The sequence below is a fragment of the Streptomyces bungoensis genome (genome assembly GCF_001514215.1).
Taxonomy (GTDB): Bacteria; Actinomycetota; Actinomycetes; order Streptomycetales; family Streptomycetaceae; genus Streptomyces; species Streptomyces bungoensis.
The window spans coordinates 133,316-155,983 of the sequence record NZ_KQ948863.1; the positions used below are offsets into that span (position 1 = coordinate 133,316).

The window sequence follows — 22,668 nt, forward strand, 5'->3', positions numbered from 1 at the left end:
TTAAGGGCACTGGCCGGCCCTCGCCTCGGTCCGGCCCTAGCCCAGCCCATGATCCAGCGGACGAGCAGTCCTCGCTTCCGCCGTGCGGGGCGCGCGACCGCTGCGCCACGGCCTGGGGGCCGTCATCACCCGGCCACTCAGCGAGCGTAACCAGCACGCGCCGGTCATCGCATCCCGAAGCTTGGGCGGGACCTCGCGGCCCAAGCTGATCGGAGTCGAGCCGACCGGGGTTTGACCGAGTTGACGTGAATGGCCAGCGGGCCGCCAGGCCCTCCCGGGAGTCGAGTCGACCGCGCAGTCGACAGCGGTCTCGTCGGAGCGCCTGTGACCTGGGCTTTCTTGGCTGACTCACGGCCTTGTCAACCATGATCAGTCTCATATCCGGGACATTTCGTCGCCAGGGCGAGGTCGGGATCAGGCGGCTTGTCCGAGCAGGCCGAGTACACCACGCTGAGCCCCGAGCACGAAGGCTACGGCGAGCCCGGATCGCGCACCGATGAGTTTCCCGCGCTGCGCTGGTCTATACGCCGGGACACCCACGGACGAAAGGCTCGGCCATGCGGAAACTGGTCTACGGCATGAACCTGACCCTGGACGGCTACATCGCCGCGGCCGCCGACGACATCGGCTGGAGCGGACCGCCGAGCGACGAGCTGTTCCAGTGGTGGTTCGACCACGAACAGGCGAGTGGCCTGTCGCTGTATGGGCGCAAGCTGTGGGAGACGATGAGCTCCTACTGGCCGACCGGCGACCAGCAGCCCAACGCCACCCCGGCGGAGATCGAGTTCGCGCGGAACTGGCGGGACACGCCGAAGGTGGTGTTCTCCTCGACGATCGACAAGGTCGACTGGAACACCCGCCTGTTCACCGGCGACGCGATCGCCGAGATCACCCGGCTCAAGGCCGAGGACGGCGGCCCGATGAACATCGGCGGCGCAACGCTCGCCGGGGCGGCCATGCGCGCCGGACTGATCGACGAGTACGCGATCGTCACCCATCCGGTCCTGGTGGGCGGCGGCACGCCGTTCTTCACCGCGTTGGACAGCTGGGTGAACCTGACCCTGGTGGAAACGCGGACATTTCCCGGCGGCGTGGTCCTGACCAGGTACGAGACGAGGCGCTGAGCAGCAGTACCTAATACGCTCTGCTGACGGGCTTCTGAGTCGTGCCGACCGCGAGAAAGCATCTGCGCTACGAGCGTCGGCCCAGCGTGTTCTCCGTGCCGCCCGGTCGGAGGACCCGCTGCGGGGACGCGGTGCTGCGGGGTGGGCGCCGAGGACCCCGCGGGCTCGCAACGCGCTGAGGTTTGGCAGACGGACGCCGGGCAGTGCGTCGAGAAGGGCGGCCTGTGCGGCGCGGATGCCCTGGGCGGGAGCCTCTGAGCCCGTGCCAAGGTTGCGGCGGGCGGTCACGGTGATCATCGTACGGGCGGCTCTTGATGAACTGGGGAGAGCCGAGGAAGAGGATGACCATCTCGCGGTGACGCTTGCGGAAGCTGTGTCGATTCGGCCTCGGCCTGCCCCACCCACCCGCCCACCAGGTCCCCGTCGAACCCGGATAACTGCTCGTCCTCGTCACCGACGGACTGGTCGAACGCCGCCACGAAGACCTCGAACACTCCGCGCGAACGCACCCCACCCACGCTGACCCGGCCACCCATCGGAACCCCGAGCCGCGCGGGCGGCTGAGGACAGGCGCCGGCATGACCCGTCGCAGCCCGACACACCCTCACACCAGCCGGATGAGAGACGACGGACGCTGGTCAACCGCTCCGCGTGTCACACGACGCCGACACGGCAGCCCCTCCACACAATGAGGCGATGGCACTCGAAAGGACACGACAGCGGCCGGTCCTCCACCGCACCCGCCTCACCAGCCTGACCCCGGACGGCAGCCGACCATGACCGGACAGCACCCCCGCGACCAGAGCAGTCGGCACGAGCCCCAGCAGGCGCCGTACGGCGAGGCCCGCTGGCCGATGGCCGCAGCCGTCATCGCCGCCGCGGTGCTGACCCTGCTGCTGCCCGACGACCTGCGCCTGGGGCCCCGCTGGGCGCTCCCCCTCGTCGAAGGGCTGCTCCTGGTGGCGCTGATCGCCGGCGACCCGGGCCGCATCAGCCGCCGCTCGGCCGCCCTGCGCGCGATGTCGATCGCCCTGGTCGGCGTGCTCGCGTGCAGCGCCATCTGGTCGACCATCCGCTTGACCGACGACCTCGTGCACGGCGGCAACGAGACCAACTCCGCCGACGCCCTCCTGCAAGCCGGCGGCAGCGTGTGGGCCTCCACCGTCCTCGCGTTCTCCCTGCTGTACTTCGAACTCGACAGCGGCGGACCCGCCGCCCGGGCCCACCACGTGCCGCCCACCCCCGCTCTCGCCTTCCCCCAGCACCTCAGCCCCGAACTGAACGCCACCCACTGGCGCCCCCGCTACATCGACTACCTCTACCTCGGCTTCACCAACGCCACCGCCTTCAGCCCCACCGACGTCATGCCACTGGCCCCATGGGCCAAGATCGCCATGGCCCTCCAGTCCGTCGTCTCCCTCCTCATCCTCGGACTCGTCGTCGCCCGAGCCGTCAACGTCCTCACCTGACCGCGGCTCCCCGCCCGGCCGGGCACCACCGCGCCGGCCCCGACAGCTCGGCCCACGCCCGGCGGGCTTGGACGGCGAGGAATGGGGCCACCTCACCGACGCCATCGACCTGTACACCCACGCCCGCGTCCAGACCGCCTGGAACAGATGCGGGCCCCAACCACCCGCCGAACGCGCCGCCTTGCTACCGCCGATCTCACCGCTGCGCCAGCCGCCCCCGCCCGACACGAACCAGCCCGGCCACCGGCCCCCGACCCGCTGAACAAGGTGAGCATGCACCTCACATCCGGACCCGGACGCATCCAACTGACGGACCGAACGGTGCAACAGGCCTGGCTGCGTCAGACCAGCAAGACCGCCCCGCTGTCCGCCCGCGCCGAGGTCGGACACGCCTGCTCCCTGCGGCGCCGCGCGGCCCTGCGGCTGGTGATCCGCTGCATCCGCGCGGGCCACTATCACCTCGCGGGCGGGCCCGGAGAAGGCAGAGCAGCCCTGAGCCCAGTCCAGTGATCCCGTCCGGCCATCGGAGGCTGTCCGGTCGTGAGCGCAGCCGGGCGTCGTGCCGTGGTTGTCAGCGTGGTCAGCTGAACGTGTTGCAGCTGGCGACGCGGCCGGAGCGGTAGCCGGTGGAGAACCATTGCTGGCGCTGGCTCGCGGAGCCGTGGGTCCAGGTGTCGGGTGTGACCTTGCCCTGGTAGCGCTGCTGGATACGGTCGTCTCCGACAGCGGCGGCCGCGTCCAGCCCGCGGTTGATGTCGTCCTTCGTCAAGTCGGTGATCAGTGGCTTACCGCTCTTGGGGTCGGGGGTGGTGGTGGCGTGGTGGGCCCACACACCGGCGTAGCAGTCCGCTTGCAACTCTAGTTTCACCGAGCCGCTGTTCTGGCCCTTTCCGCTGCCGCGGGAGATCGTTCCGCTGAGGTCCTGGAAGTGGTGGCCGTATTCGTGCGCGATGACGTAGGCCTCGGCGAACGGTCCGCCCTTGGCGCCGAACTTGCTGCTCAGGTCGTTGAAGAAGTTGAGGTCGAGATAGACCTTGTCATCGGCTGAGCAGTAGAAGGGGCCGACGTCGGAAGTCGCGTTCCCGCAGCCGGTGTTCACGCTCCCGGTGAACAGGAACGTCGGGGCCTGCTCGTAGGGCTTGCCGGCGGCCGTCTCCGTCTGCTTCCAGAATGCCTGCACGCTGTCGACCACGGCGACGATCCGGCACTCCTCCTTGCGGTTGGCGTCGGCACCGGTACGGCAGTCCGCCGCGAGGTCCGAGGCTGACTTGCCGGACGAGGACGTGTCGCTGCTGCCCGAGCCGAACATGCCGGGGTCGACACCCAAGAGCACGGAAGCGACCAGCACCACGAGCCCGACCACTCCCCCTCCGATGGTCTTCCCGCCGCCCGGGATTCCGCCCAGCGCACCTCCCCGCCCGTCCGTGACCTCGGACGTGTCCAGAGCAGCATCGTCGTCGAATTGCATACGTTGACCCTCCCTCAAGCAGCGCGCCGGGCCGCCCCGCGTCGTCCCGCTCGCCTACCCCGTAAGAGGACATCCCCATCCCGTCCTCTTCCTGCTCCACCTCTTGGAGGATCCGGCGGGTGACGCCGCGACGCCGCTCTGTGGGTGAACGGCGGACCGCCGTGCGCGGTACCGGCCGCTCCATGCCGTCGACCGCGCAGCGGGGCCCCGCCTGTCGCCGGTGCCGGGAACGTGCCCGCGAGGGTCAGACGACGGATGGCCGCCTCGGGTGGGTCGGGACGATCGCGTACTGGTCGAAGAGCCGTTCAAGGGCTTTGTGACCGTGCGTGCGGCGGTACTCCATCTCGGCCGCCGTCACCGGCAGCACCCAGACAATACGGGCGTGCCCGTCGGCCAGCGGGCATTTCTCCAGACCGGGGCCGTGGAGTTTGTGCTGCACAGTGGGGCTGTGGCAGCTCCCACCCACCGACCGGCTGTACTACCCGCTGTACGCGGCCTGCGTGGACCTCGGCATCCCGTTCTGCACGCAGGTCGGGCCCACCGAGCCGCTGCGCCCGTCGGAGACCGGCCGCCCCATCCCGTACATCGACCAGGTCGCGCTCGACTTCCCCGAGCTGACCATCGTGTGCGGGCACATCGGTTACCCGTGGACCACGGAGATGATCGCGGTGGCCGACAAGCACGCCAACGTGTACATCGACACCAGTGCCTACACCGCTCGCCGCTACCCGCGCGAGCTGGTCGACTACCTGCGCGGCCGGGGCCGTAGGAAGGTGCTGTTCGGTACCAACTACCCCATGATCACCGCTAGCCAGGCGCTGGAACACCTTGGGGAACTGGGCCTGGACGAGGAAGCCACCGAGCTGTTCCTGTCCGGCAACGCACGACGGATCTTCAGGGTCTGACAGTGCCGGAGCAGCGCCGGGCCCGCATGAGGATCGCCGCGAGATGGAGTGCGGGTCGCCGGACGACCCGGCGTGGTGCCACGTGCTGGCGACGGTTGCCCCGAAGATCCGCTGTCCTGCGGACCTTCGCTTGCGGGTCCTTGGTATCTCACGGAGCCGGTGGCGGAACATCCTGTCGCGGGCAGCACCCGCGGCCGCTGTCCACCTGCACCTGATCCAGCAGCGTGTCGGCGGTTTCTCGCCGAGCGATGGCAGGAAAGGTGGCAAACGCGTCATTGCTGCCGTGTCGGCCCACTGCCAGGCTGAGCTGCATGAGTTCCATCAGCGTGGTCATCGTCCTCTACGAGGGCGTGCAGAGCCTTGACGTGACCGGCCCTCTGGAGGTCTTCACCGGGGCGGGGGCCGCCGTGGGACAGCCGGACCTGTACCGGATCACGACCGCCGGGCCCGGCGGCAGGCCGGTACGCACGTCCAGCGGGCTCCGGCTGCTGTCCGACGACGACCTTCATCACGTCGGACCGGCCCACACGCTCCTGGTGCCTGGCGGCGCGGGCACGATCGATCCCGATCCGGCGGTGGTGCGGCGGATCGGCCGGCTGGCGGCCGGAGCCGAACGGGTGGTGTCGGTGTGCACTGGCGCTTTCCTGCTCGCGGAGGCCGGGCTGCTGGCCGGACGGCGTGCCACCACGCACTGGGCGTACTGCGACTCCCTCGCCCGACGCCACCCTGACATCGACGTCGATCCCGAACCGATTTACGTCGAGGACGGGAACATCGCCACATCGGCCGGCGTCACCGCGGGCATCGACCTCGCCCTGGCGCTCATCGAGGAGGATCTCGGCCGGGACGCCGCGCTGCAGGTGGCCAGGCACCTGGTGGTGTTCCTGCGCAGGCCGGGCGGTCAGGCACAGTTCAGTACCCAGCTCACCGCCCAGCTCGCCGAACGGCACCCGCTGCGCGACGTCCAGTGCTGGATCGCCGAACACCCGGACGGCGACCTCTCGGTGGCCGCGCTCGCCGAGCGGTGTGCCCTGTCCCCCCCCGCCACTTCGCGCGTGCCTTCGCCGCCGAGGTCGGGGTGACACCGGGCCGGTACGTGGACGGCATCCGGCTGGAGACGGCCCGCCGTCGACTGGAAGACACCGAGGCCGGAATCGAGGAAATCGCACGCACCTGCGGCTTCGGAACCCCGGAGTCGATGCGACGCGCCTTCGTCCGCGCTCTGGCCGTATCGCCCACCGAATACCGTCGCCGCTTCCGTACGCACCCGACCGGAGCAAACTGATGCAGATCGCCATCCTGTTGTACGAGCGCTTCACGGCACTGGACGCCGTCGGACCGTACGAGATCCTCTCCCGCATCCCCGCGCGGAAGTCGTCTTCACCGCAGCCCGGCCGGGCCAGGCCCGTACGGAGATGACAAGCCTCGCCCTCACTGCCGATGCCGCACTCTCCGAGGTGACCGCACCCGATGTCCTGCTCGTCCCGGGCGGCCCCGGGACCGCGGACCTCCTTGCGGACGAGCCCACCCTCGACTGGATCCGCCGAGTCGATGAGACCAGCACGTGGACCGCCTCGGTCTGTTCCGGCTCCCTGCTGCTGGGGGCCGCCGGGCTGCTCGCCGGCCGCCGGGCCACGTCGCACTGGGTCTGCCTGGACCACCTCTCGGCGTTCGGTGCCTCTCCCGACACGGAACGGGTCGTCATCGACGGCAAGTACGCCACCGCTGCCGGCGTCTCGGCCGGCATCGACCTCGCCCTGTGCCTGACCGGCCGCATGGCCGGTGACGAGATCGCTCAGGCCGTGCAGCTCGTGGTCGAGTACGACCCTCAACCGCCCTACAGCACGGGTTCCACCGCCACCGCCCCTGCCGCCCTCGTCACAGCCCTACGCGCCAGCGACCTGGTCGTCGGCATTGTCTGACACACGCGAGACGCTGTTTCGCATAAATCGGGTGGCCGACTCCCGGTGGGCGATCCTGGCCAGTCCTGCGGCACATGCTGCAGGCGATGAGTGGCGACATCACGCAGGGGGCGGAATGCGCCACCTGGTCATCGCCTGCGCCACCGGGTGCCGAAGTGCATCGGCGCCATATACGTGCCCGGTAAAGGCATCTGCTTCATGCAACGACGACAATCCACGACAAAGCCGTGCTTGGAGTAGTGAGCGCGGCTTTCTGGCCCCACGCCCGGATTCTGCTTGCCGTGGTGGTGCACGCTGTCGTTGTTCGATTTTCGGCCACTGAGCGCGGCGATGCGCGGAGGCTGGTCCGACCGGCGAGGTGGCGACTTACTGGCCGCCCGCCGAAACCGCACAGGGACCCGAGTCCGCACCGGCTCACCATGACACCGCGCGCCGGCATGCACACGATCAGGCGCGGGTTGCCGCGCTGCAGCAGTCCCCTCCCCAGGGCCCCGGCCTTTCGTGTTGGCGTCGGCGCACTAGGTGTTGAAGCGGCCGCGGGTAGGACAGCTGGACGGCCGTGATCCGGCGGACAGCGTCTTCCGTATCCACTGTTTCGGTCGGGGGCTCCTGCGGGTGAGACGTCGGGCCATCGTGGGACGAGTGCCCAGTCCAGGTGTGCTTCGGAGCGCTGGGGAAGACGCGCGTAGTCGCGCGCGTTGCGGCGGGCGTTCATGCACCAGCCGGTCGTGCGCTCCGATGCGCTTGGCCGCCTGGCGTTCGCCGTCCCACTCCGCGCGACTGCCCGAGGAACTCGTCCCGGTTCGCGGCCGCGCCGGCCATGTCCAGATCCTGGCCGCCGGCTCCACCGCTCTTGGGGCTCAGCGAGGATCTGGATCCTGAGCGTCGTCGTCCCCTGCTGCTGCTGCTGCGCGCGGCCGGCCCGCTCATCGGGCACGGCCTGCCGCGAGCCCAGAACGGCATCGTCCTGCCGGCTGCCACCTCGGCAATCGTCGGGCTGTTCACCCAGAGAGCTGAGTGCTTGCTTCCGCAAGTCGGCCGGCTTGGCCGCCTGTCGGTGGGACGATGCCGGCAAAGCCGCCTCGACACGTTTCCGGTCGGTGCGTACGGACTCGGCGAGATGGCTCTGTCGCTGGCAGGCAGCGTCCCGCTCGGCAAGCGGGAGTTTACGGCGGCCGACGCGTCGGTCTGGGCGCCTGGCTGTCAGGCCCGCCCGCGCCGCTCGATGCGGTTACGCCCTTCTCGGCCGCGCAGGCTGCCCGGGAGACCCCACACTCACGTGTAAGACGTCGGAGGGGTGACTGGTCTTGAGTACCCGGACCGCATGCCTTGTCCCGGCCACCACGTGGCGGTGCGTGAACTCACCGTTCGACGCGTTCCCTCATACGGACTCGACTTCGCGGTCTGCAGAAGCGGCCATGTCGTATCCTCGTGGTATGGCAGCCAGCCGGCGCAACGCCGCCGTCGGCTGCCGCTTCAGATCCCCAGGATCTACCCCGCCGCTGGCATCGGCGACGTCCGGCCGGCCGCGACGATGCAGGTGTGCGGGCTGGTCGTCCCCGGTGGAGGGTGGAGAGCCAGGTGGACGCGCGCCGCCGGTGAACCGCCGCTGCCGCCCCTGGGGCGTGTCCCGCGCGCCCGGCGGGCCGCTCACGAAGTGGCGGGTGGGATGTTCTGGTTCGCGTGGAAGAAGTTGTCGGGGTCGTACGTGTGCTTGATTGCTGCGAGGCGGTCGTAGTGATCGCGGTACGTGCCCCGGACCCGGTCGGTGCTCTCCTCCTCGCCGAGGAAGTTGATGTAGGCGCCGCCCATGGAGTAGGGGTGCAGGTCGCTCCAGTAGTCGACGCACCAGTGGCGGATCAGGCCGGCGTTGGCGGGCTCGGGGTCGATGCCGGCGATGACACCGGACCACGTGGCGTGCCGGTAGGCCCAGGCTGTGTCACCGGCGTCGACACGGCGGGTGGCTCCGTCGACCGGGTACAGGTGCATCGTGGACAGGCCGGTGGGGAGGTTCTGGCCGTACTGCTCATGTACGGCGATGGCCTCGTCGGGGATGGCGTCGAAGAAGTCACCGCGCCAGTACCACTGCAGTCCCTTCGGCAGCAGCCCGTCGAACATGCGCTGCAGGTCGGGGTAGGGCATGGGGGTGCTGAAGTGGAATGCCGGTGGCCCGGGCGTGTCGACGACTGTCAGTGTCTCTTCCAGACGGTCGCCTTCCAGGTCGCCGGTGTAGCACCACACGACGCAGCACGCCCTCTGCCCGTGGATCGGCTCGGGGAAGGGCGGCCCGGGCGGTACCGTCAGCAGGGCGAAGAATCCACTGAGCTCGTGAGGCGCACCGGGCAGGAACTCCCGGTACCACTGGAGCACGTCTCGCGTACGGGCGATGGGCCAGACGGTGATCGCGACGCCCACGGTGTCCACGGGGTGCAACCGGAACGTGAACGACGTGACCACGCCAAAGTTGCCGCCGCCACCCCGCAGAGCCCACAACAGGTCCGGGTGGTCGTCTTCCGACGCCGTGACGAACGTGCCGTCGGCGAGGACCACATCGGCGGACAGCAGGTTGTCGATGGTCAGACCGTACCTGCGGGTCAGGTGCCCGTGCCCGCCGCCGAGGGTGAGACCGCCGACTCCCGTGGTCGATACGATCCCGGCCGGTGTGGCCAGGCCGAACGTGTGGGTCGCGTGGTCGAGGTCGCCCCACAGGCTGCCGCCGCCCACCTTCGCGGTCCTCGTCTCCGGGTCGACGTCCACCCAGCGCATCGGGGTCAGGTCGAGCGTCAGCGCGTCGTCGACCAGGCACAACCCCGGGCCGCTGTGTCCGCCGCCCCGCACCGCCAGCTCCAATCCGGCGCCCTGGGAGAAGGAGAGCACAGTCCTTACGTCCGCGACGTCGACGCACCCGGCAATCGCCGCCGGACGCCGGTCGATCATGGCGTTGTAAACACCGCGGGCTTCGTCGTAGCCGGGATCTCCCGGAGTGATGACGGGTCCTCTCAGCGCTCCACGCAGACTCTCAAGAGCCGGTCCGTTGATTCCGCCCATAGTCGACGCCCCTGTACACGCGCGCGGCGCGCAGACGGAAGCGAACGCGACGTCCGGACGGGCTGCAGGGCGTGGAGCGAGGATCCGTACGCGCCTGTGATGAAGACCAGCAGGGTGAAGACCCCGCGACAACAGTGTCCGCCTGCCCGCCACGCCCCGCACGCCGGCGGAAATGTCTTCGCCGCTCGCGGAGGGGCCACGTTCGGTGGCTGGTCCGCGCGGTGCTGCCTAGCAAGAGGAAGTGAAGGCGTCCCTGCCCCTATGGCGGAGGGAGCGGTCGTGATCGGCGTCACCGTTACGTTCTCCTATGCCGGCGACTTTGATAGCGCACGGATCACCGACGTCGCCAAGAACGCGCGTGGCATGTTCGAAGGCATGCCGGGTCTGCGGTTCAAGTTCTTCACTTTCGACGAAAATCGGCAGCAGGCTGTGAATTTCTACGTCTGGGAGTCGAGACAAGAGGCAGAGCAATTCTTCTCCGAGGAATTGCGCGCGCGAGTAACGGACTTGTACGGCGTGGCACCATCTGTGGAGTTCTCGCAGATCGCCGAGATCGTCGACAACGCGGATTGACCGCCGCCCTCCGGTTCGGGAGACGCAGACGGCACCGACCGATGCCCGATTATCGGGACATGGTCCTGTTCATGACGCCTTTCGTCATTCGCCAGCACTCGAAAAAGCGGACGAATTGAAATTCCGACCCAGGGCCGAAGCGCGGATGGACGACGAGGTCGGGGCCGCCGTAGGGCTGTGAACTGTGTCCGGCGGCTAGGTTCTGTCTCTTTGGTCAGCGTCGGGTCCAGATGAGGATGCCGGCGAGGTGGAGTGCGGCCTGGTAGGCGATGGCGAGCTTGTCGGATGGTGTGGCCAGGCCGCGCCACTGCTTGAGCCGGTTGATACACCGCTCGACGGTGTTCCGTTGCTTGTAGACCTCGCGGTCGAAGCCGGGTGGGCGGTCGCCTTGGCGGCCCCGCCGTAGACGGTGGCCGATCTGGTCGGAAGGCTGCGGGATCACCGCCCGGATTCCCCGGCGCCGGAGGTGGCTGCGGATCGCGCGGGAGGGGTAGGCCCGGTCGGCCAGCACGGCGAGGGGCCGGGTTCGTGGTCTTCCGGGGCCGGTGCGGGGCACGCGGATGCGGGACATCACGGTCTCGAAGGCGGGTGCGTCACCAGCCTGACCTGCGGTGATGGTGAAGGCTAGGGGCCGTGCCCCGCCGTGTCCGGCCAGGTGGACCTTTGTGCTCAGCCCGCCGCGGGAGCGTCCGAGGGCGTGATCTGCGGGCTCACCGGATCGAGCCGCCCCCTTTTACGTGCCCCGGCAGCGTGCTGGTGGGCCCGGATGACCGTGGAGTCCACCGACACCGTCCAGTCGATGTCGTCGTCGGCGTCCGCCGCTGCCAGGACAGCGGCGAGGATGCCGCTCTTGCGAGGTGCCGACGCGAGTACGGCGCGGACCAGTTGAAGGCGTGGGTGCCCCGGAGTGTGTCCTGATTGCTCATGACGTCGCGCAGGCCGCCGTCGGCGCAGTATTCGCGGCGATCCTGCTCCTCATGCCTGCGCGGACCTGGCGTGTCACACCGCCAGGGGAAAACAGGGGGGAGCGGGCACCGCTTCCAGCGCCGGCCCGGCCAAGGCGGCCGCGACCCACGCCCGTAGCGACCGCGAAGCCCCTCATCAGGGCGAAACGATGCCGTATGTGCAGGCGCCGGGACAGTGCCGGAAGGCTCTCCGCCAGGACGAAGCCGCACAGGCTGACGCCGAAGGCCACATTCAAACCCGCCAGGCCTCGACTGTCGCGGTGGGTCAGCGGCACGGCGTCCTGCACCGTGACGTCCTTGGCCGCGCCGTGGGCGTAGGCCGAGACAAAACCTTCCAGCGCGTTGGTCGCAGACAGCCCGTTGGCGCTCGCGACGTCGAGGGACAAGGTGCTCGTCCCGCTCCGGGTCAGCCCCGCGGCCACATCCCGGTGCTGCAGCGCCCGGTCCGCCGAGGAAATGGTCGGTTCCAGGTGCACCGCGACGCTGTCGCCCAGAACGTGCTGGGTCTTCATGGACAGCCGGCTGCCGACGACGGCCGACGGAAGCTGATGAGGTTGCGGAATACGCGCCAGGCCCACGTAGCAGGTGATGAAGGCGGCGACGTCGGTGAGGGCGATCACGGTCGGCACCTCGGGGCCGCCCCTGCGCGCGCCGGGGCGCAACGGCTACCTCTGATGTACGGCGGCGCCGCGGAGAACGCCGCCAACCGCCACCGACCGAGTAGACGGATGCCGTACTGGGCGCCCAGGTAGGCTGTAGCGTGGTCGGGTGGTGAGGAGCGATGCGTACCTGGAGTTGGGTGAGGCCGCCTGGGCATGGGTCCTGAGCCAGGTGCGTGAGGACGAGGGCCCGTGGCTGCCGGAGACAGTGTCGCAGGACGGTCAGGTGCCGGTACCTGCGAAGGACCGTGACTCGCTGTACGCGGGAATCGCGGGGTTGGTTCCGGTGCTGGCTGAGATCGCACAGTACCGGCAGCTGAGCGAAAGGGAAGAGAGCCTGGCGGCAGGGATCGTGGCAAGACTGTCGGCGCAGGCCAGAAGCAGAACGGAGCCGTCGTTGTACGACGGTCTCGCCGGCGACGCAATGGCGTTGAGGCTTCTCGCCCCGGGTGAGGAACTGACCGCGCTGCGGCGGCTGGCCGATCTGGCGACTCCTGCAGGCTGGAAGACCACACTCGATGTCGAACAGGGTTCGGATGCCCCTGTGAGCGACCTGGTCATGGGAACCGCAGGCGTGGTGCTGACGGCGGTCTGGGCGAAGAGCGAGTTCTCCCAGCGGATCGCGACGACGGGCGGCGAGGCGCTGCTACGGGTGGCGGACCGTACCCAGGCAGGCCTGGACTGGGGGATGGTGCCGGGCATGCCATCGAGGATGCCGAACTACTCGCACGGCACTGCCGGAATCGCGGCGGCGCTGGCGGTGGCGGGTGCGGCGCTGGAGAGGGAGGACTTTCTTCAGGCCGCTGTGCAGGGGGCCCAGCACGTCCTGTCGGTAGGTTCCTTGGAGGACGGAGGTTTCGTCGTCCCGCACACGATTCCTCCGTCGAGTCGGGAAGTGGAACCGGTGACGTACTCCTGGTGTCACGGACCGGCGGGCACGTCGCTGTTGTTCGCGGCGCTGTCATACGCGGGGGTCGCAGAGGTGGAAGGCTTCGAGATCGAGGAACTACGGCGGCGTTGTCTGACCTCGATCCTCGATTCGGGGCTGCCGGAACGCCTCCGCCCCGGCTTCTGGGACAACGATGGCCGCTGCTGCGGAACAGCGGGTGTCGGAGACGTGCTTCTGGACGCGGTCCAGGCCTGCCGGACGATCGCAGAGGCGGAGACCCTGTTCCACGGGGCGCGCAGGATGGGTGATGCGCTGGTGGAGCGGGCGATCAAGGACGAAGCAGGCGCCCGATGGCGCTTCCTGGAACACCGCAAGGATCCTCCGCTGCTACCGCCGAGCACAGCGTGGATGCAGGGTGCGGCAGGCATCGCAGCCTATCTCCTGCGCCTCGGCCGGTTGGTCGAGACCGGTCCCGAGGCCGTGGTGGTGGACCGCCCGGACCAGTGGTGGGCAGTACCGGCGCACCTCCGTATGACGGCTTCCTGAGTTTCTTCGGCCCCCCTTGAGTGATGCGCGCCGACGGCATCCGCGTTGCCGTGTGGGTCATTGCCGCGGCGGCTTAGGCACCGGCCAAGAGCAGGGCCCGCGTGCGGTGAGCAGTGCCAACGCGGACGTGCCGGGTGCGCGCGGCCTCTCAAGCCGGGATCTCGCCCTCAAGGATGGCTGTCATCTCGCCGCCGCCCTGGAAGCCGAAGGCAAGGCATAAATAGCCGAGTTGGCTGATCAGCGGGACGAGAACAGTCGCCGTCTGATGGCCCGCGACCGCTACCAACAGCCCAGGTCGGTGACCACGGCCACTGGGGCGGTGGAGGCGATGGCTCCTCGAGCGAACGACAAGCGCGTCGACGAGACTACTGGGGAGCGCGAGCGGTTCTCCTCGGCGATCCTGCCGCCCTGGGCACGGAAGTCCCCGAAGATCAGCGAGGTGCTACCGCTGCCCTATTTGAACGGATTGCCCTCCGGCGACTTCGTCCCCGCGCTGGAGCAGTTGTTCGGCAGCTCGACATCGGGGTGCCGCGGGGGCGGTCCTGGCGCGGCCGGGCGGCGCGACCGAGCGCTGGTGGCGGTCGCCGTGATCCAGTGGATCACGGCGCGGCAGGCCGCCGCGTGGGGATCGACGGGCCCGGTCCCGGGCGCCGCGAGCCTGCCGGGTCTGTCGTAGTGGATCAGCCAGGGGGACTCAGCCGAGGGGATAGCTGTCGCTGTACACCTTCCAGTTCAGCGGCGTGTTCGGGTCGAGGCTGCCGTTACGTAGAACGATCCGCTGCGCGGTGTCGACCTGCTGGTGTCGCGTGGGCCTCCTCCTGCTTCATGGCCCACACCCGCGCGTCGAGGATGGAAGGTGTTCCAGTCGGCGGCATAGCCGGTGCGGGTGCGCTCCGGGCGGTTCTCTTTGACGTGGGCGGTGGCCTCGTGGTCGAGCCGGGCCTCGGTAGCCGGGTCGAAGCCGAGTCCATCGGCGACCTCGTCACCCGCGCCGGCGAACGGGTCGGGATCGAGATCCGCTGACACCGGAACCGCGGCAAGCGCGTATGAACGTCACCGGGCGGGGTAACCGGGCTGCTGCCGTGTAGAGCCCATTCGAGGAGAACTTGTGAGCGAACCAGCAGGTCTGGGTGTCGAGGTGGCCGTGATCAGCTCCGACGCCGCGATCATCACCGTCTGCGGAGAGCTCGACGCTGACACCGGCCTCGCCCTTCAGCACCAGTTGGCCGGCCAGGTGGTGCACGGACGACGTCACCTGGTGCTGGACCTGGCGGGGGTGCCGTTCATGGACTCCTCCGGGCTGCGGGTCATCGTACGGACCGTCAACGACATGCGGAACGTCGACGGAACCGTGTCGCTCGCCGCGCCCACCCAAGTGGTGCGACGTGTGCTTGACCTGACCGGCGTCGGCATGAGCTGCCGGATATTCGACACCGCGGACGCGGCGTGTGAAGCCCTCCTCGGCCGGAAGAGCGAGGTGCCAATTCGCACGGTGTGCGACACGGCGAATCGATAGCCAATCGGCCACGACCAAATTGGCCGTTTTTCTACACCACCAACTCCCCGTCGAACCCGGTGTCTGTCGGCAACTGCGCAAGGGCGGCCGCCCGGATGTCGGGGAACGCGTCTCGCGCAGCACGCTTGAACCCGTCGCCCGGGTCGATCTGGCCCAGCACGGTCAGGACGCCGATCGCCGCGTCCCCACCCACCGCGTTGCACGTTGCGTCAGGCCAGGTCTGCAGCAGCCTGTCGGGCAGATTCCCGCGCGTCGTCCATGGCCGTGGCGAACTCCTCGTCCCGGCCGCGCCGCTGGTAGATCGCCCCGCTGCTCACGCCGATGGCGGCGGCGGCCGCGATAACGGTGGTGCCCGGCTTGCTCAGTTCCTCAAAGGAAACGGGCCACGCGCGGGGGAGTCAGCCGGATGGCCCTGCTGGCCCCGCATGGAGGTGAGGCGGCGCTGACCGCGTCGCATGCGGCCGCGAACGCCGGATCGTCTCCCCGCCATTCCCTCGCACCGCTGATACCGAGGATCAGCTCCGCCCGGCCCGGGAGATCCCGAGCGCCAGGAGACGAGGGTTGTCGGCCCGCAGGGTGTGGCCGCGCTCCTCGAGGACGTCGGGGTCCCGGCCGGCGAGAGATCGCCAGTCGGGTGTCGGTACGGGCCCTGGCCCACACAGCACGCAGATCGATGCCGAGTTCCGAGGCCGCACGGTCCGGGTCCCGGCCGTGCCGGAGAACGGTGATGAGCCGGTTGGCCTGGCGGCCGGTGAGCGGGACGGGGTCCGTCATGCCCGCACCCTACGGGCGCAACGTGCTGGCTCAGAGTTCTCGGAACAAGGTGTCAGCGTCCTCGGCGGGTGCCGGGGCCGGCGTGCGGGGGCGGCGGGGCCGCGAGGGCTTCGGGTCCTTCCCGAACAGTGCTTGGGTCCCGCACTCGTCGGGCACGGCGGGCACCGGCCGACACACGGCCGCGTCGACCAGGTCGAGCGGGGCGCAGTCGTCGAAGTCGGCGCGCTGCATACGGGTCCAGTCGCGGCCCTGGGGTCGGGCGGTCACGGGCGGTCTCCTGTCTGCGCTCGGGGCCGGGGCGCGGGCGGCGCGCCCGCCGGCAGTGGGTGTCCGGGGGCAGTACGCCGGACACGGTCATCGTCTTCGCTCACCGCCAGATCGAGACAGACTGAGAGCACCCACAGCCTGTCGCACCTGGCAGCCACGCTGCCCAGGAACCTGCCCTGCCTCCTGGAGCGCGGAACCTGGTTGGTGATCGCTTTCCCTCCCGGCGACATCTCACCACCCCGAGCGGTTGCTGTCGCTGGCGTAGAGCCCGCCGTCCCGTGGGAGGGCCTCCTGACACGGGGCGTTTCCCATGCAGCGCGACCCAGTGCGCCCTTCAAGGTTCGCCCCCGCCTGGCCGCTTACGATCGGTGCAGCCCGGCTCGCTGTCGGGAAGGCGGCCAAGGCCGGTGGCAGGAGGACCAGTTGTGCTGAATGCAGCCGAGCTCGAGCACAGCGCCGTCCAGGCGTGTGTCGACGCACTCGTCGGCACACGAGTGCGCCTGCTCCTCTACGACCACGGCCTCGCGGGCCGCGAGGCACTCCTTGCGGCAGCCGCACGGCTCGCCGTCACCGCAGGCCTGCCGCTGACCGTCGTGGACGCAGAAGCCCTGCGGGACGACACCACCGCCTTCCTCGGCCGGCTCGGCGTTGCGCACCACGTCTTTCCTGCCCCCGCGGAGGCCGCCTGCTGGCCGACCGGCTTCACCCCGCACGGCGTCCTGGCCGTCCACGCCGATGTCCTCCTCGACCCCGCCGGGCAAGAGCCGCTGGCTGCCGCAGCCCGCGAGGGCGCCACCGAGTCGCCGACTTAATGAGCCCAGAGCAGGCGCAGACCTCCCCGGCAACCCGGTCCGGTACGAACCCGGACCCCCGCGCCACAGGCCGTCCCGGGATGACCAGAGCGTGTGGTCCAGGGCCGGAACGACGCCTGCGCGGGATCCCAGCGCCACGACCGAACCGGATAAGCAGGGAAACCGCCCAGCGCTTCGAGCGGTTCCTCGCGACCTTCCCAGCGCCCCAGAGCGAGCGAGAGCGCGGTCACGCACAGCCGGATGTCACCAGCACCCCCGACGAGCCCTTCGCCGCGGACACCTCCCGCCCGTCGGTAGACAGCTCCCGGACAGGGGCCCCTCGGGGCACCGTCCATAGGTTGAGGACGGCGCCCCCGGTCGGGCACAGGATTTGACCCGGTGGCCCCGTCCTTATCAGGTCGATCACGTAGGGCCGCCGACGCAGGTCACCCCGGCCTGTAGCTGGCCTTGCTGTGTGCCGAAGTTCGGTCTCGACCACTGGTGTTCGTGCCTGTTGGTGGCAGCCCTTGGTGGCAGCCCACCATTTGCCCCCTTGACAGCCTGATGGAGGTCAGGGGCGGTCCAGACCCCACGCCTGCGGGGCGAAGGGCCGCCGCTTCTCCTCACCCGTGGCCAGCGGTGCGTCGAGCAGTTGGAAGCCCGCCTTGGCAGCCACGGCGACGCCAGCAGCGTTCTTGGCCTCCAGCTCCAGGATCACCTGCCTCGCGCTCAGGTGCTGGAAGGCGTACGAGGCCATCACCCGCACCGCCCGCGCAGCCAGCCCCTGGCCGCGGTGCGCTGGGCCGATCGCGTGGCCGAGCTCCGTGCCCTCGGAGGTGCGCCGCGGCATCACCTCGCCGAGCGGCGCGCCGCCGTCGACGGTGATGGCGAGGGGGCGTTCGAGGTCGGCAAGGATGCGACGCAGGTCTGGACTGGCAGCTGGCACGCGCGCCGCGATCCGATGGATGGCTGACACGGAGCGGCCCGAACGCCGACCTTCGGATCCACCCCTTACCTGTATTTCCACTACTTCCCATTTTGAGTGAGAGGGCGGTGAGACTTGTACGCGGTTAAGTCTCCGTTCAGATTCCGTGCATGTCGACCGACGGATACTCCCCAGGATCTGGATTGTCCACTGCGTCCGGATGGAGTTTTCGGGAGCCCTGAAAGGCCGTCGTTCATGTTCACGCCCCACAGCCAGCCGGCCCAAGAGCGAGGCGCCGAGCCAGCGACCGTGCGCGCCATCTCCGCCGTGCTGAACCGGCCCCGCGGCGGCGGATCGGCACTACCCGCGCCCCGCACGGGTACACCGCGGCCGGCGTACGAGCTCCCGGTGTTGCTGGGCATCGTGACGGTCGCCGCCCTGCTCACCCTGTGGGGCCTGGACGACAGCTCGTTCCATGCGTTCTACGCGGCCGGCGTGCGCAGCATGACCGACAATCCGGTCGCCTTCTTCTACGGATCCTTCGACCCGGGCAACACGATCACGATCGACAAGCTGCCCGGCTACCTGTGGCCGCAGGCCCTGTCGGCGCTGGTCTTCGGCTTTCGTCCATGGGCGCTGGTGCTGCCGCAGGCGGTCGAAGGCATGGCCTGCGTGGTCCTGCTCCATGGTCTGGTACGCCGCTGGGCGGGCGTGCCGGCCGGTCTGCTGGCGGCGGGCTTTTTGACCCTCACTCCCGTGTTCGTCGGCCTGGGGCGGTCCGTCACGGAGGACTCGCCGTTCGCCCTTCTGCTGCTTCTGGCCGCCGCGGCCACCCAGCGGGCGACCGAGCGGGGCCAGGGCCGCCGGCTGCTGCTCGCGGGGGTATGGGTGGGCGCCGCCTTCCAGTGCAAAATGCTGGAGGCCTGGGCGGTGCTGCCCGCCCTCGCTGTGACCTACCTCGTCGCCGCGCCTACGGCTCTGCGCCGTCGGCTCTTGGACGTCGCGCTGGCCGGCGCGGTGGCGTGCGGCGTGTCGCTGTCGTGGATGGTGGTGGCCACGCTGACCCCGGCGTCCGAGCGCCCCTACCTCGACGGCACCACGGACAACTCGGCGTATGGTCTGGTCGTCGGCTACAACTTCCTGACCCGCTTCCACGGCCTCGACGCGGCCGCCGCCGGTAGCGTCGCCCCCAACGAGAGCTTGCGGACGGCCGGCACCGGGCCCGGCATGGGCGACAGCGTCTGGAAGATGTTCAGCCCCGGGATCGCCACTCAAACCGGATGGCTGTACCCGCTGGCCGCGCTCGGGGTCGCGGGCGGCGCTTGGGCGCTGTGGCGGCGGCGTGCGGCCCGCACGGACCGGGTGCTGGCAGGCTATGTGCTGTGGGGGTCGTGGCTGGTCACGTTCTTCCTGTTGTTCAGCTTCGGCAGTGTGACCGGACACACCTATTACATGGGTGTCGTCGCCGTGGCGCTGGCCGCGATGGGCGGCGCCGGGGCCGTGCGGGCCTGGCAGGCGTGCCGCAGGGGCGGTCGACGGGCCTGGGTGCTGCCCGGCGTGATCGCCGTGAACCTCGCCTGGTGCGTGACCCTGACGCTGTGGTACCCGCACTTCTTCCCCTGGTCCGTCCCCACCGCCGCAGCCCTCGGCCTGGTCGCCCTGGTTCTGTCGTGCATCCGCCGACGGCCGCGCCTCGTCGCGGCCGGCCTGGCCGCCGGGCTCGCCGCGGTCCTGCTCATCCCGGCCGTTTGGTCGGCGTCGGCGCTGTCCCTGCGCTACAACCAGCCCGGCTCGCTGGGCCGGGTGGGCCCCACCAACCATCGGGTGGGCAACCCGCTCGCGAAGCTCGCCCCGACCCGGGAACGCCTGCTGGCCTACCTGACCGCGCACCGAGGCGGCGCCGAGTACCTGGCCGCAGTGCCCGGCTGGGGGGAGGCCGCGCCCTACATCATCTCCGCCAACGCGCACGTTCTGCCCGTGGGCGGGTTCACCGGCCGGGTCCCGTATCCGACGTCCGGTGGCTTCCGTGAGCTCATAGACACCGGCCGGCTGCGCTACGTCGTCCTGAAGCGTGCCGAGGCGAACATGGGCCTGCGCCAAGCGCTCACGTCTACTGCCGTGATCGTGCGCTGGACCGTCGGCCACTGCACGGTCGTGCCCTCGGCGGCCTACGGCTCCGGCGACCAGGCGGAGGCGCTGTACGACTGCGGCCCGGGTCACGAGAGGGGCCCGGGCCGCAGCACTGAGGGCCTGTCATCGCCGGTGACTACGGCTCCCTGTTCCACTCCGCGATCACGGGTCGCCCGTGCTCCGTGGGCCGGCGGCTGACCGTGCCGGTCGCCGACAGGAAGAGGCGTCTGCCGGCGGACGGCCTCGTAGCCCGTATGACCATGACACAGCGGTGGCCCTCAGCCCTCGACAGTCGCCCGGACGCCTGAGCAGACCGATGATTCAAGTCCTGCCGGAGTGTCAGAGCTGGTAGAAGTCGGAGTAGTGGTCGGGCGAATACCAGACCGCGCCAGTGCTCGAGTCGACGACGATCCGGTAGGCGTCCCGATGGGCGCCGCAGGTGCGCGGGTAGACGTCGTACTCGTAGAAGGTGTCACCGGACGGCAACTGCCCGTCATTGTTGTAGAACTCGCCGCCCGCGTAGCTGCACTCGCCGTCCGGCCAGTCGTACCAACCCCGGGCGGTCGGGTAGCCGAGGTCGGACCAGGCAGAGTTCGCCGAGGCCGCGTCGGAGCATCCGCCGACGCTGCAGGAGCCGTAGACCGCCGCACTCGCGGCAGGGCTGTTGACGGCGGACGCACTGAGCACGGACGCGATGGCGGCGAACAGCACCGCGGACCGCTTGGCCCAGGAGAGCTGGGGACGTCGCAGAGTCAGCAAGGAACCCTCCAAGTAGAGTGACGCATGGACATGACATGCTGATCCTCTTGCGTGGCATCCGGGTGTATCGCCGGTTGCGGGGAGGGGGGAATTGCGTTTGGACCTGTCGATGCGTAAGAAATGGTCGTTGGCCAGGTGTGATTCCGGTTTGCGGCGGCCGGACGGCGCACCTCGGACGAATGGGCTCGGTCGGCTCGGACCCGGCCCTCAGGTCGACCCGCGCGACCCGTGGAGCAGGGCGGTCGGTTGCGCTCGAGGGCGGCGGCGTCGGCCAAACAGGTGGGTCAGGTCTGCCAACAGGTCGACGCTGTGCTCCGAAGTGGCGGAGTCGCGCCACCGGGTGGCGACGAGCCACGCGGTGTAGGGGTATCTCGGCTGGTTGCGCGGGTTCTGAGCGGGAGTGGGCGGATATCTTCCGTCGGTTACGATCGCCGCGATCGGCGCGGGGCCGCGGCCGGCTCGGTGGCTGTCGGACCAAAGGTCTGGACCTCGCATCTGCTCGGTTGGACGCCGCTACGGCAGAAGACGCGGCACCTGCACAGCTCACATCTCGAGCAGATTTGGCAGGGTGGTCCGGACGGCGATGAGCCGTTGGTAGGGCATCGTGGAGACCAGAGCAGGAGGTTCGGGCCTATGGCGACTACTTCTCCTTCGACCGGGCGCGGACCTTGCTGCGTGGATCACGCCATCCGGCTTGGTGTCGTCCATGCGGGGCGGGCCTGGGGATGGGATGCACACATCGTCGAAAGGCTTCAGAAGCAAGGCTTCCCTTGCGCCACCGCAACCGTGTCGTCAGCCGTCGACTCGCCCCAGGATCGCTCTCGGCCGCTCAGCCCTCCCCGGCACGCTTCGCGGCATCAGCCCTTCGACGTGAGCGAGATGCGGATGAGCTGGGCTCAGTCCTCGTCCTGGGCGCGCCGGTAGAGCTTGGCGATGTCGTCGTCGAAATATGCGGCGTAGGAGACATCGTCCTGGTTGCCGCCGCCCTCGTGGCCGCCCAGGACGCCGATGACGGTGCCGGTGTGGCTCTTGGGGTCGTAGTCGGTGAGCCAGGGGCTGCCGCTGGTCCCGTCCGCGAGGTGGGTGCACTGGATGCGCAGCTGGGTGTCGCTGAACTTCGTGGTGCGGTTCTGGCACGAGACGGGGGTGTCGCGGCGGGTGGGGTAGCCGGTGATCTTGACCTTGTTGTCGAAGCCGCGATCTGTACCGAGAGTGTTGCCGCCAAGGACGTCCTGAATGTTCTTGCCGTCCTTCTGGTCCAGAACGAGGAAGGCGACGTCGAGGTCCTCGTCCTGCGACTTGGCCCAGCGGTCGTCGACGACCACCTTGCTGACCTTCCACAGGCCGGCGGGTTCGTCGCCGTTGCGGTAGCCGGGGGCGAAGACCAAGTCGTTCAGCGGCTGTCCGGAGTCGGCGTCGAAGACGCAGTGGGCCGCGGTGATCAGCATGTTCCGGCCCGGACTCTGCACCACGCTCGCCGTGCAGAAGTGGGCGCCCTGGTCGTCCTTCTCGAAGACCGCGCCGATCCGGGCGTTCTCCTCGGTCCTGCGGGGGGTGTACGCGTTGCCGTCCTTGGCCGGCGCCGTCGCGGGGAGGTCCTGGTCCTGGCCCCGCTGGGACTGGCCCGGCTCGCCGGACTTGCCGAAACCGCTGCGCCCGCTGCTTCTGGCCGCATGGGTTTGCCCCGCGGCGTCGCCCATCACTGCGGCTGCCCCGACGATGACCAGCGTCAGCGGCAGCACGGCATTCCTGACTAGCGAGCGCACAAGGTCATTATCGACGCGGGCCGCAAGTTCGGGAGGTGCTTGACCGGGAGGCTCCCGTCACAATCCCCCGCCCGGATCGGTCGTCGGCACCCTGGTCGCTACTGCTGCCGTGTCACCGGCGGAAGTGGTCGATCCGTTCAGAAGCAGATGCCGGTCGCTCAAGGAGAGACGG

20 protein-coding genes and 4 pseudogenes are annotated in these 22,668 nt (G+C 69.6%); 14 read left to right on the top strand and 10 right to left on the bottom strand.

What is annotated here, in order from left to right; all coding sequences use genetic code 11:
* The first annotated feature begins 557 nt into the window (after positions 1 to 557).
* From AQJ66_RS24270 to AQJ66_RS37585, 4 genes are all read left to right on the top strand, one after another.
* Complete coding sequence (locus AQJ66_RS24270) at positions 558 to 1,124, top strand: dihydrofolate reductase family protein (RefSeq protein ID WP_061926225.1); 567 nt, start codon at positions 558 to 560, stop codon at positions 1,122 to 1,124.
* Positions 1,125 to 1,900: 776 nt separating this feature from the next.
* Positions 1,901 to 2,593 (top strand): hypothetical protein, encoded by a 693-nt coding sequence (locus AQJ66_RS24275; protein WP_079060388.1) that lies wholly within the window; start codon positions 1,901 to 1,903, stop codon positions 2,591 to 2,593.
* 67 nt (positions 2,594 to 2,660) lie between these two features.
* On the top strand, positions 2,661 to 2,855 hold the full coding sequence (locus AQJ66_RS38985; RefSeq protein WP_159052612.1) for a hypothetical protein: 195 nt from the start codon (positions 2,661 to 2,663) through the stop codon (positions 2,853 to 2,855).
* Positions 2,856 to 2,866: 11 nt separating this feature from the next.
* Positions 2,867 to 3,103: a hypothetical protein gene (locus AQJ66_RS37585; protein ID WP_208611439.1), complete on the top strand. Its 237-nt coding sequence runs from the start codon at positions 2,867 to 2,869 to the stop codon at positions 3,101 to 3,103.
* Between the two features lie 70 nt (positions 3,104 to 3,173).
* Here the strand turns inward: AQJ66_RS37585 and ypfJ are convergent, their stop codons facing one another.
* Together ypfJ and AQJ66_RS24285 are read right to left on the bottom strand one after the other, a co-directional pair.
* Positions 3,174 to 4,061, bottom strand: coding sequence for a KPN_02809 family neutral zinc metallopeptidase (ypfJ, locus tag AQJ66_RS24280; protein ID WP_061926227.1), 888 nt, complete (start codon positions 4,059 to 4,061; stop codon positions 3,174 to 3,176).
* 244 nt (positions 4,062 to 4,305) lie between these two features.
* Entirely contained in the window at positions 4,306 to 4,500 is a 195-nt protein-coding gene (locus AQJ66_RS24285; protein WP_061926229.1) for a suppressor of fused domain protein, read from the bottom strand.
* Between the two features lies 1 nt (position 4,501).
* On the opposite strand from AQJ66_RS24285, the gene AQJ66_RS24290 reads away from it, so the two are divergent.
* The 3 genes and pseudogenes from AQJ66_RS24290 to AQJ66_RS24300 all read left to right on the top strand — a co-directional run bounded on the left by AQJ66_RS24290 (position 4,502) and on the right by AQJ66_RS24300 (position 6,888).
* Entirely contained in the window at positions 4,502 to 4,966 is a 465-nt protein-coding gene (locus AQJ66_RS24290; RefSeq protein WP_244162910.1) for an amidohydrolase family protein, read from the top strand.
* Between the two features lie 311 nt (positions 4,967 to 5,277).
* Positions 5,278 to 6,251 (top strand): annotated as a pseudogene (locus AQJ66_RS24295) (GlxA family transcriptional regulator).
* A pseudogene (locus AQJ66_RS24300) lies at positions 6,251 to 6,888 on the top strand (DJ-1/PfpI family protein). Before AQJ66_RS24295 ends, AQJ66_RS24300 begins: the two co-directional pseudogenes overlap by 1 nt.
* 1,650 nt (positions 6,889 to 8,538) lie before the next feature.
* Here the strand turns inward: AQJ66_RS24300 and AQJ66_RS24305 are convergent.
* Complete coding sequence (locus tag AQJ66_RS24305) at positions 8,539 to 9,936, bottom strand: FAD-binding oxidoreductase (RefSeq protein WP_208611440.1); 1,398 nt, start codon at positions 9,934 to 9,936, stop codon at positions 8,539 to 8,541.
* A 279-nt stretch (positions 9,937 to 10,215) separates the two neighbouring features.
* Between AQJ66_RS24305 and AQJ66_RS24310 the strand changes: the two genes are divergently transcribed.
* Positions 10,216 to 10,509 (top strand): hypothetical protein, encoded by a 294-nt coding sequence (locus tag AQJ66_RS24310; protein WP_061926376.1) that lies wholly within the window; start codon positions 10,216 to 10,218, stop codon positions 10,507 to 10,509.
* 214 nt (positions 10,510 to 10,723) lie between these two features.
* On the opposite strand, the pseudogene AQJ66_RS37595 reads toward AQJ66_RS24310, so the two are convergent.
* A pseudogene (locus tag AQJ66_RS37595) lies at positions 10,724 to 11,352 on the bottom strand (IS5 family transposase); the annotation flags it as partial.
* A gap of 79 nt (positions 11,353 to 11,431) precedes the next feature.
* Positions 11,432 to 12,094: a hypothetical protein gene (locus tag AQJ66_RS24320; protein WP_061926233.1), complete on the bottom strand. Its 663-nt coding sequence runs from the start codon at positions 12,092 to 12,094 to the stop codon at positions 11,432 to 11,434.
* A 148-nt stretch (positions 12,095 to 12,242) separates the two neighbouring features.
* Here AQJ66_RS24320 and AQJ66_RS24325 point away from each other — a divergent pair, with 148 nt between their 5' ends.
* From AQJ66_RS24325 to AQJ66_RS24335, 4 genes and pseudogenes are all read left to right on the top strand, one after another.
* Positions 12,243 to 13,568: a lanthionine synthetase LanC family protein gene (locus AQJ66_RS24325; RefSeq protein WP_244162911.1), complete on the top strand. Its 1,326-nt coding sequence runs from the start codon at positions 12,243 to 12,245 to the stop codon at positions 13,566 to 13,568.
* A 127-nt stretch (positions 13,569 to 13,695) separates the two neighbouring features.
* Positions 13,696 to 14,082, top strand: a pseudogene (locus AQJ66_RS36725) (IS256 family transposase); the annotation flags it as partial.
* 311 nt (positions 14,083 to 14,393) lie between these two features.
* A complete protein-coding gene (locus tag AQJ66_RS39505; protein ID WP_167359182.1) occupies positions 14,394 to 14,591 on the top strand; it encodes a hypothetical protein in 198 nt (65 codons plus the stop codon).
* Between the two features lie 115 nt (positions 14,592 to 14,706).
* A complete protein-coding gene (locus tag AQJ66_RS24335) occupies positions 14,707 to 15,084 on the top strand; it encodes an STAS domain-containing protein (protein WP_244162912.1) in 378 nt (125 codons plus the stop codon).
* Positions 15,085 to 15,115: 31 nt separating this feature from the next.
* On the opposite strand, the gene AQJ66_RS38995 is transcribed toward AQJ66_RS24335, so the two are convergent.
* Together AQJ66_RS38995 and AQJ66_RS24340 are read right to left on the bottom strand one after the other, a co-directional pair.
* Positions 15,116 to 15,277, bottom strand: a complete 162-nt coding sequence (locus AQJ66_RS38995; RefSeq protein WP_159052614.1) for a hypothetical protein — start codon at positions 15,275 to 15,277, stop codon at positions 15,116 to 15,118.
* A 611-nt stretch (positions 15,278 to 15,888) separates the two neighbouring features.
* Positions 15,889 to 16,125, bottom strand: coding sequence for a hypothetical protein (locus AQJ66_RS24340; RefSeq protein ID WP_061926237.1), 237 nt, complete (start codon positions 16,123 to 16,125; stop codon positions 15,889 to 15,891).
* A gap of 425 nt (positions 16,126 to 16,550) precedes the next feature.
* Here AQJ66_RS24340 and AQJ66_RS24345 point away from each other — a divergent pair, with 425 nt between their 5' ends.
* Positions 16,551 to 16,937: a hypothetical protein gene (locus tag AQJ66_RS24345; RefSeq protein ID WP_061926239.1), complete on the top strand. Its 387-nt coding sequence runs from the start codon at positions 16,551 to 16,553 to the stop codon at positions 16,935 to 16,937.
* 550 nt (positions 16,938 to 17,487) lie between these two features.
* Here AQJ66_RS24345 and AQJ66_RS38430 read toward each other — a convergent pair.
* Positions 17,488 to 17,862, bottom strand: coding sequence for a GNAT family N-acetyltransferase (locus tag AQJ66_RS38430; RefSeq protein ID WP_244162913.1), 375 nt, complete (start codon positions 17,860 to 17,862; stop codon positions 17,488 to 17,490).
* A gap of 387 nt (positions 17,863 to 18,249) precedes the next feature.
* Here AQJ66_RS38430 and AQJ66_RS41005 point away from each other — a divergent pair, with 387 nt between their 5' ends.
* Entirely contained in the window at positions 18,250 to 20,169 is a 1,920-nt protein-coding gene (locus AQJ66_RS41005) for a glycosyltransferase family 39 protein (protein WP_425264299.1), read from the top strand.
* A 141-nt stretch (positions 20,170 to 20,310) separates the two neighbouring features.
* Here the strand turns inward: AQJ66_RS41005 and AQJ66_RS24360 are convergent, their stop codons facing one another.
* Together AQJ66_RS24360 and AQJ66_RS24365 are read right to left on the bottom strand one after the other, a co-directional pair.
* Positions 20,311 to 20,730, bottom strand: a complete 420-nt coding sequence (locus tag AQJ66_RS24360) for a ribonuclease domain-containing protein (protein WP_079060389.1) — start codon at positions 20,728 to 20,730, stop codon at positions 20,311 to 20,313.
* 896 nt (positions 20,731 to 21,626) lie between these two features.
* On the bottom strand, positions 21,627 to 22,472 hold the full coding sequence (locus AQJ66_RS24365; protein WP_244162914.1) for a trypsin-like serine peptidase: 846 nt from the start codon (positions 22,470 to 22,472) through the stop codon (positions 21,627 to 21,629).
* Positions 22,473 to 22,668 lie beyond the last annotated feature (196 nt).

Bases quoted from the DNA above. Each gene is read 5' to 3' on its own strand.
- ypfJ (WP_061926227.1), bottom strand. From the start codon at position 4,061: ATGCAATTCGACGACGATGCTGCTCTGGACACGTCCGAGGTCACGGAC.
- AQJ66_RS24305 (WP_208611440.1), bottom strand. From the start codon at position 9,936: ATGGGCGGAATCAACGGACCGGCTCTTGAGAGTCTGCGTGGAGCGCTG.
- AQJ66_RS39505 (WP_167359182.1), top strand. From the start codon at position 14,394: ATGGCCCACACCCGCGCGTCGAGGATGGAAGGTGTTCCAGTCGGCGGC.
- AQJ66_RS24270 (WP_061926225.1), top strand. From the start codon at position 558: ATGCGGAAACTGGTCTACGGCATGAACCTGACCCTGGACGGCTACATC.
- AQJ66_RS24275 (WP_079060388.1), top strand. From the start codon at position 1,901: ATGACCGGACAGCACCCCCGCGACCAGAGCAGTCGGCACGAGCCCCAG.
- AQJ66_RS37585 (WP_208611439.1), top strand. From the start codon at position 2,867: ATGCACCTCACATCCGGACCCGGACGCATCCAACTGACGGACCGAACG.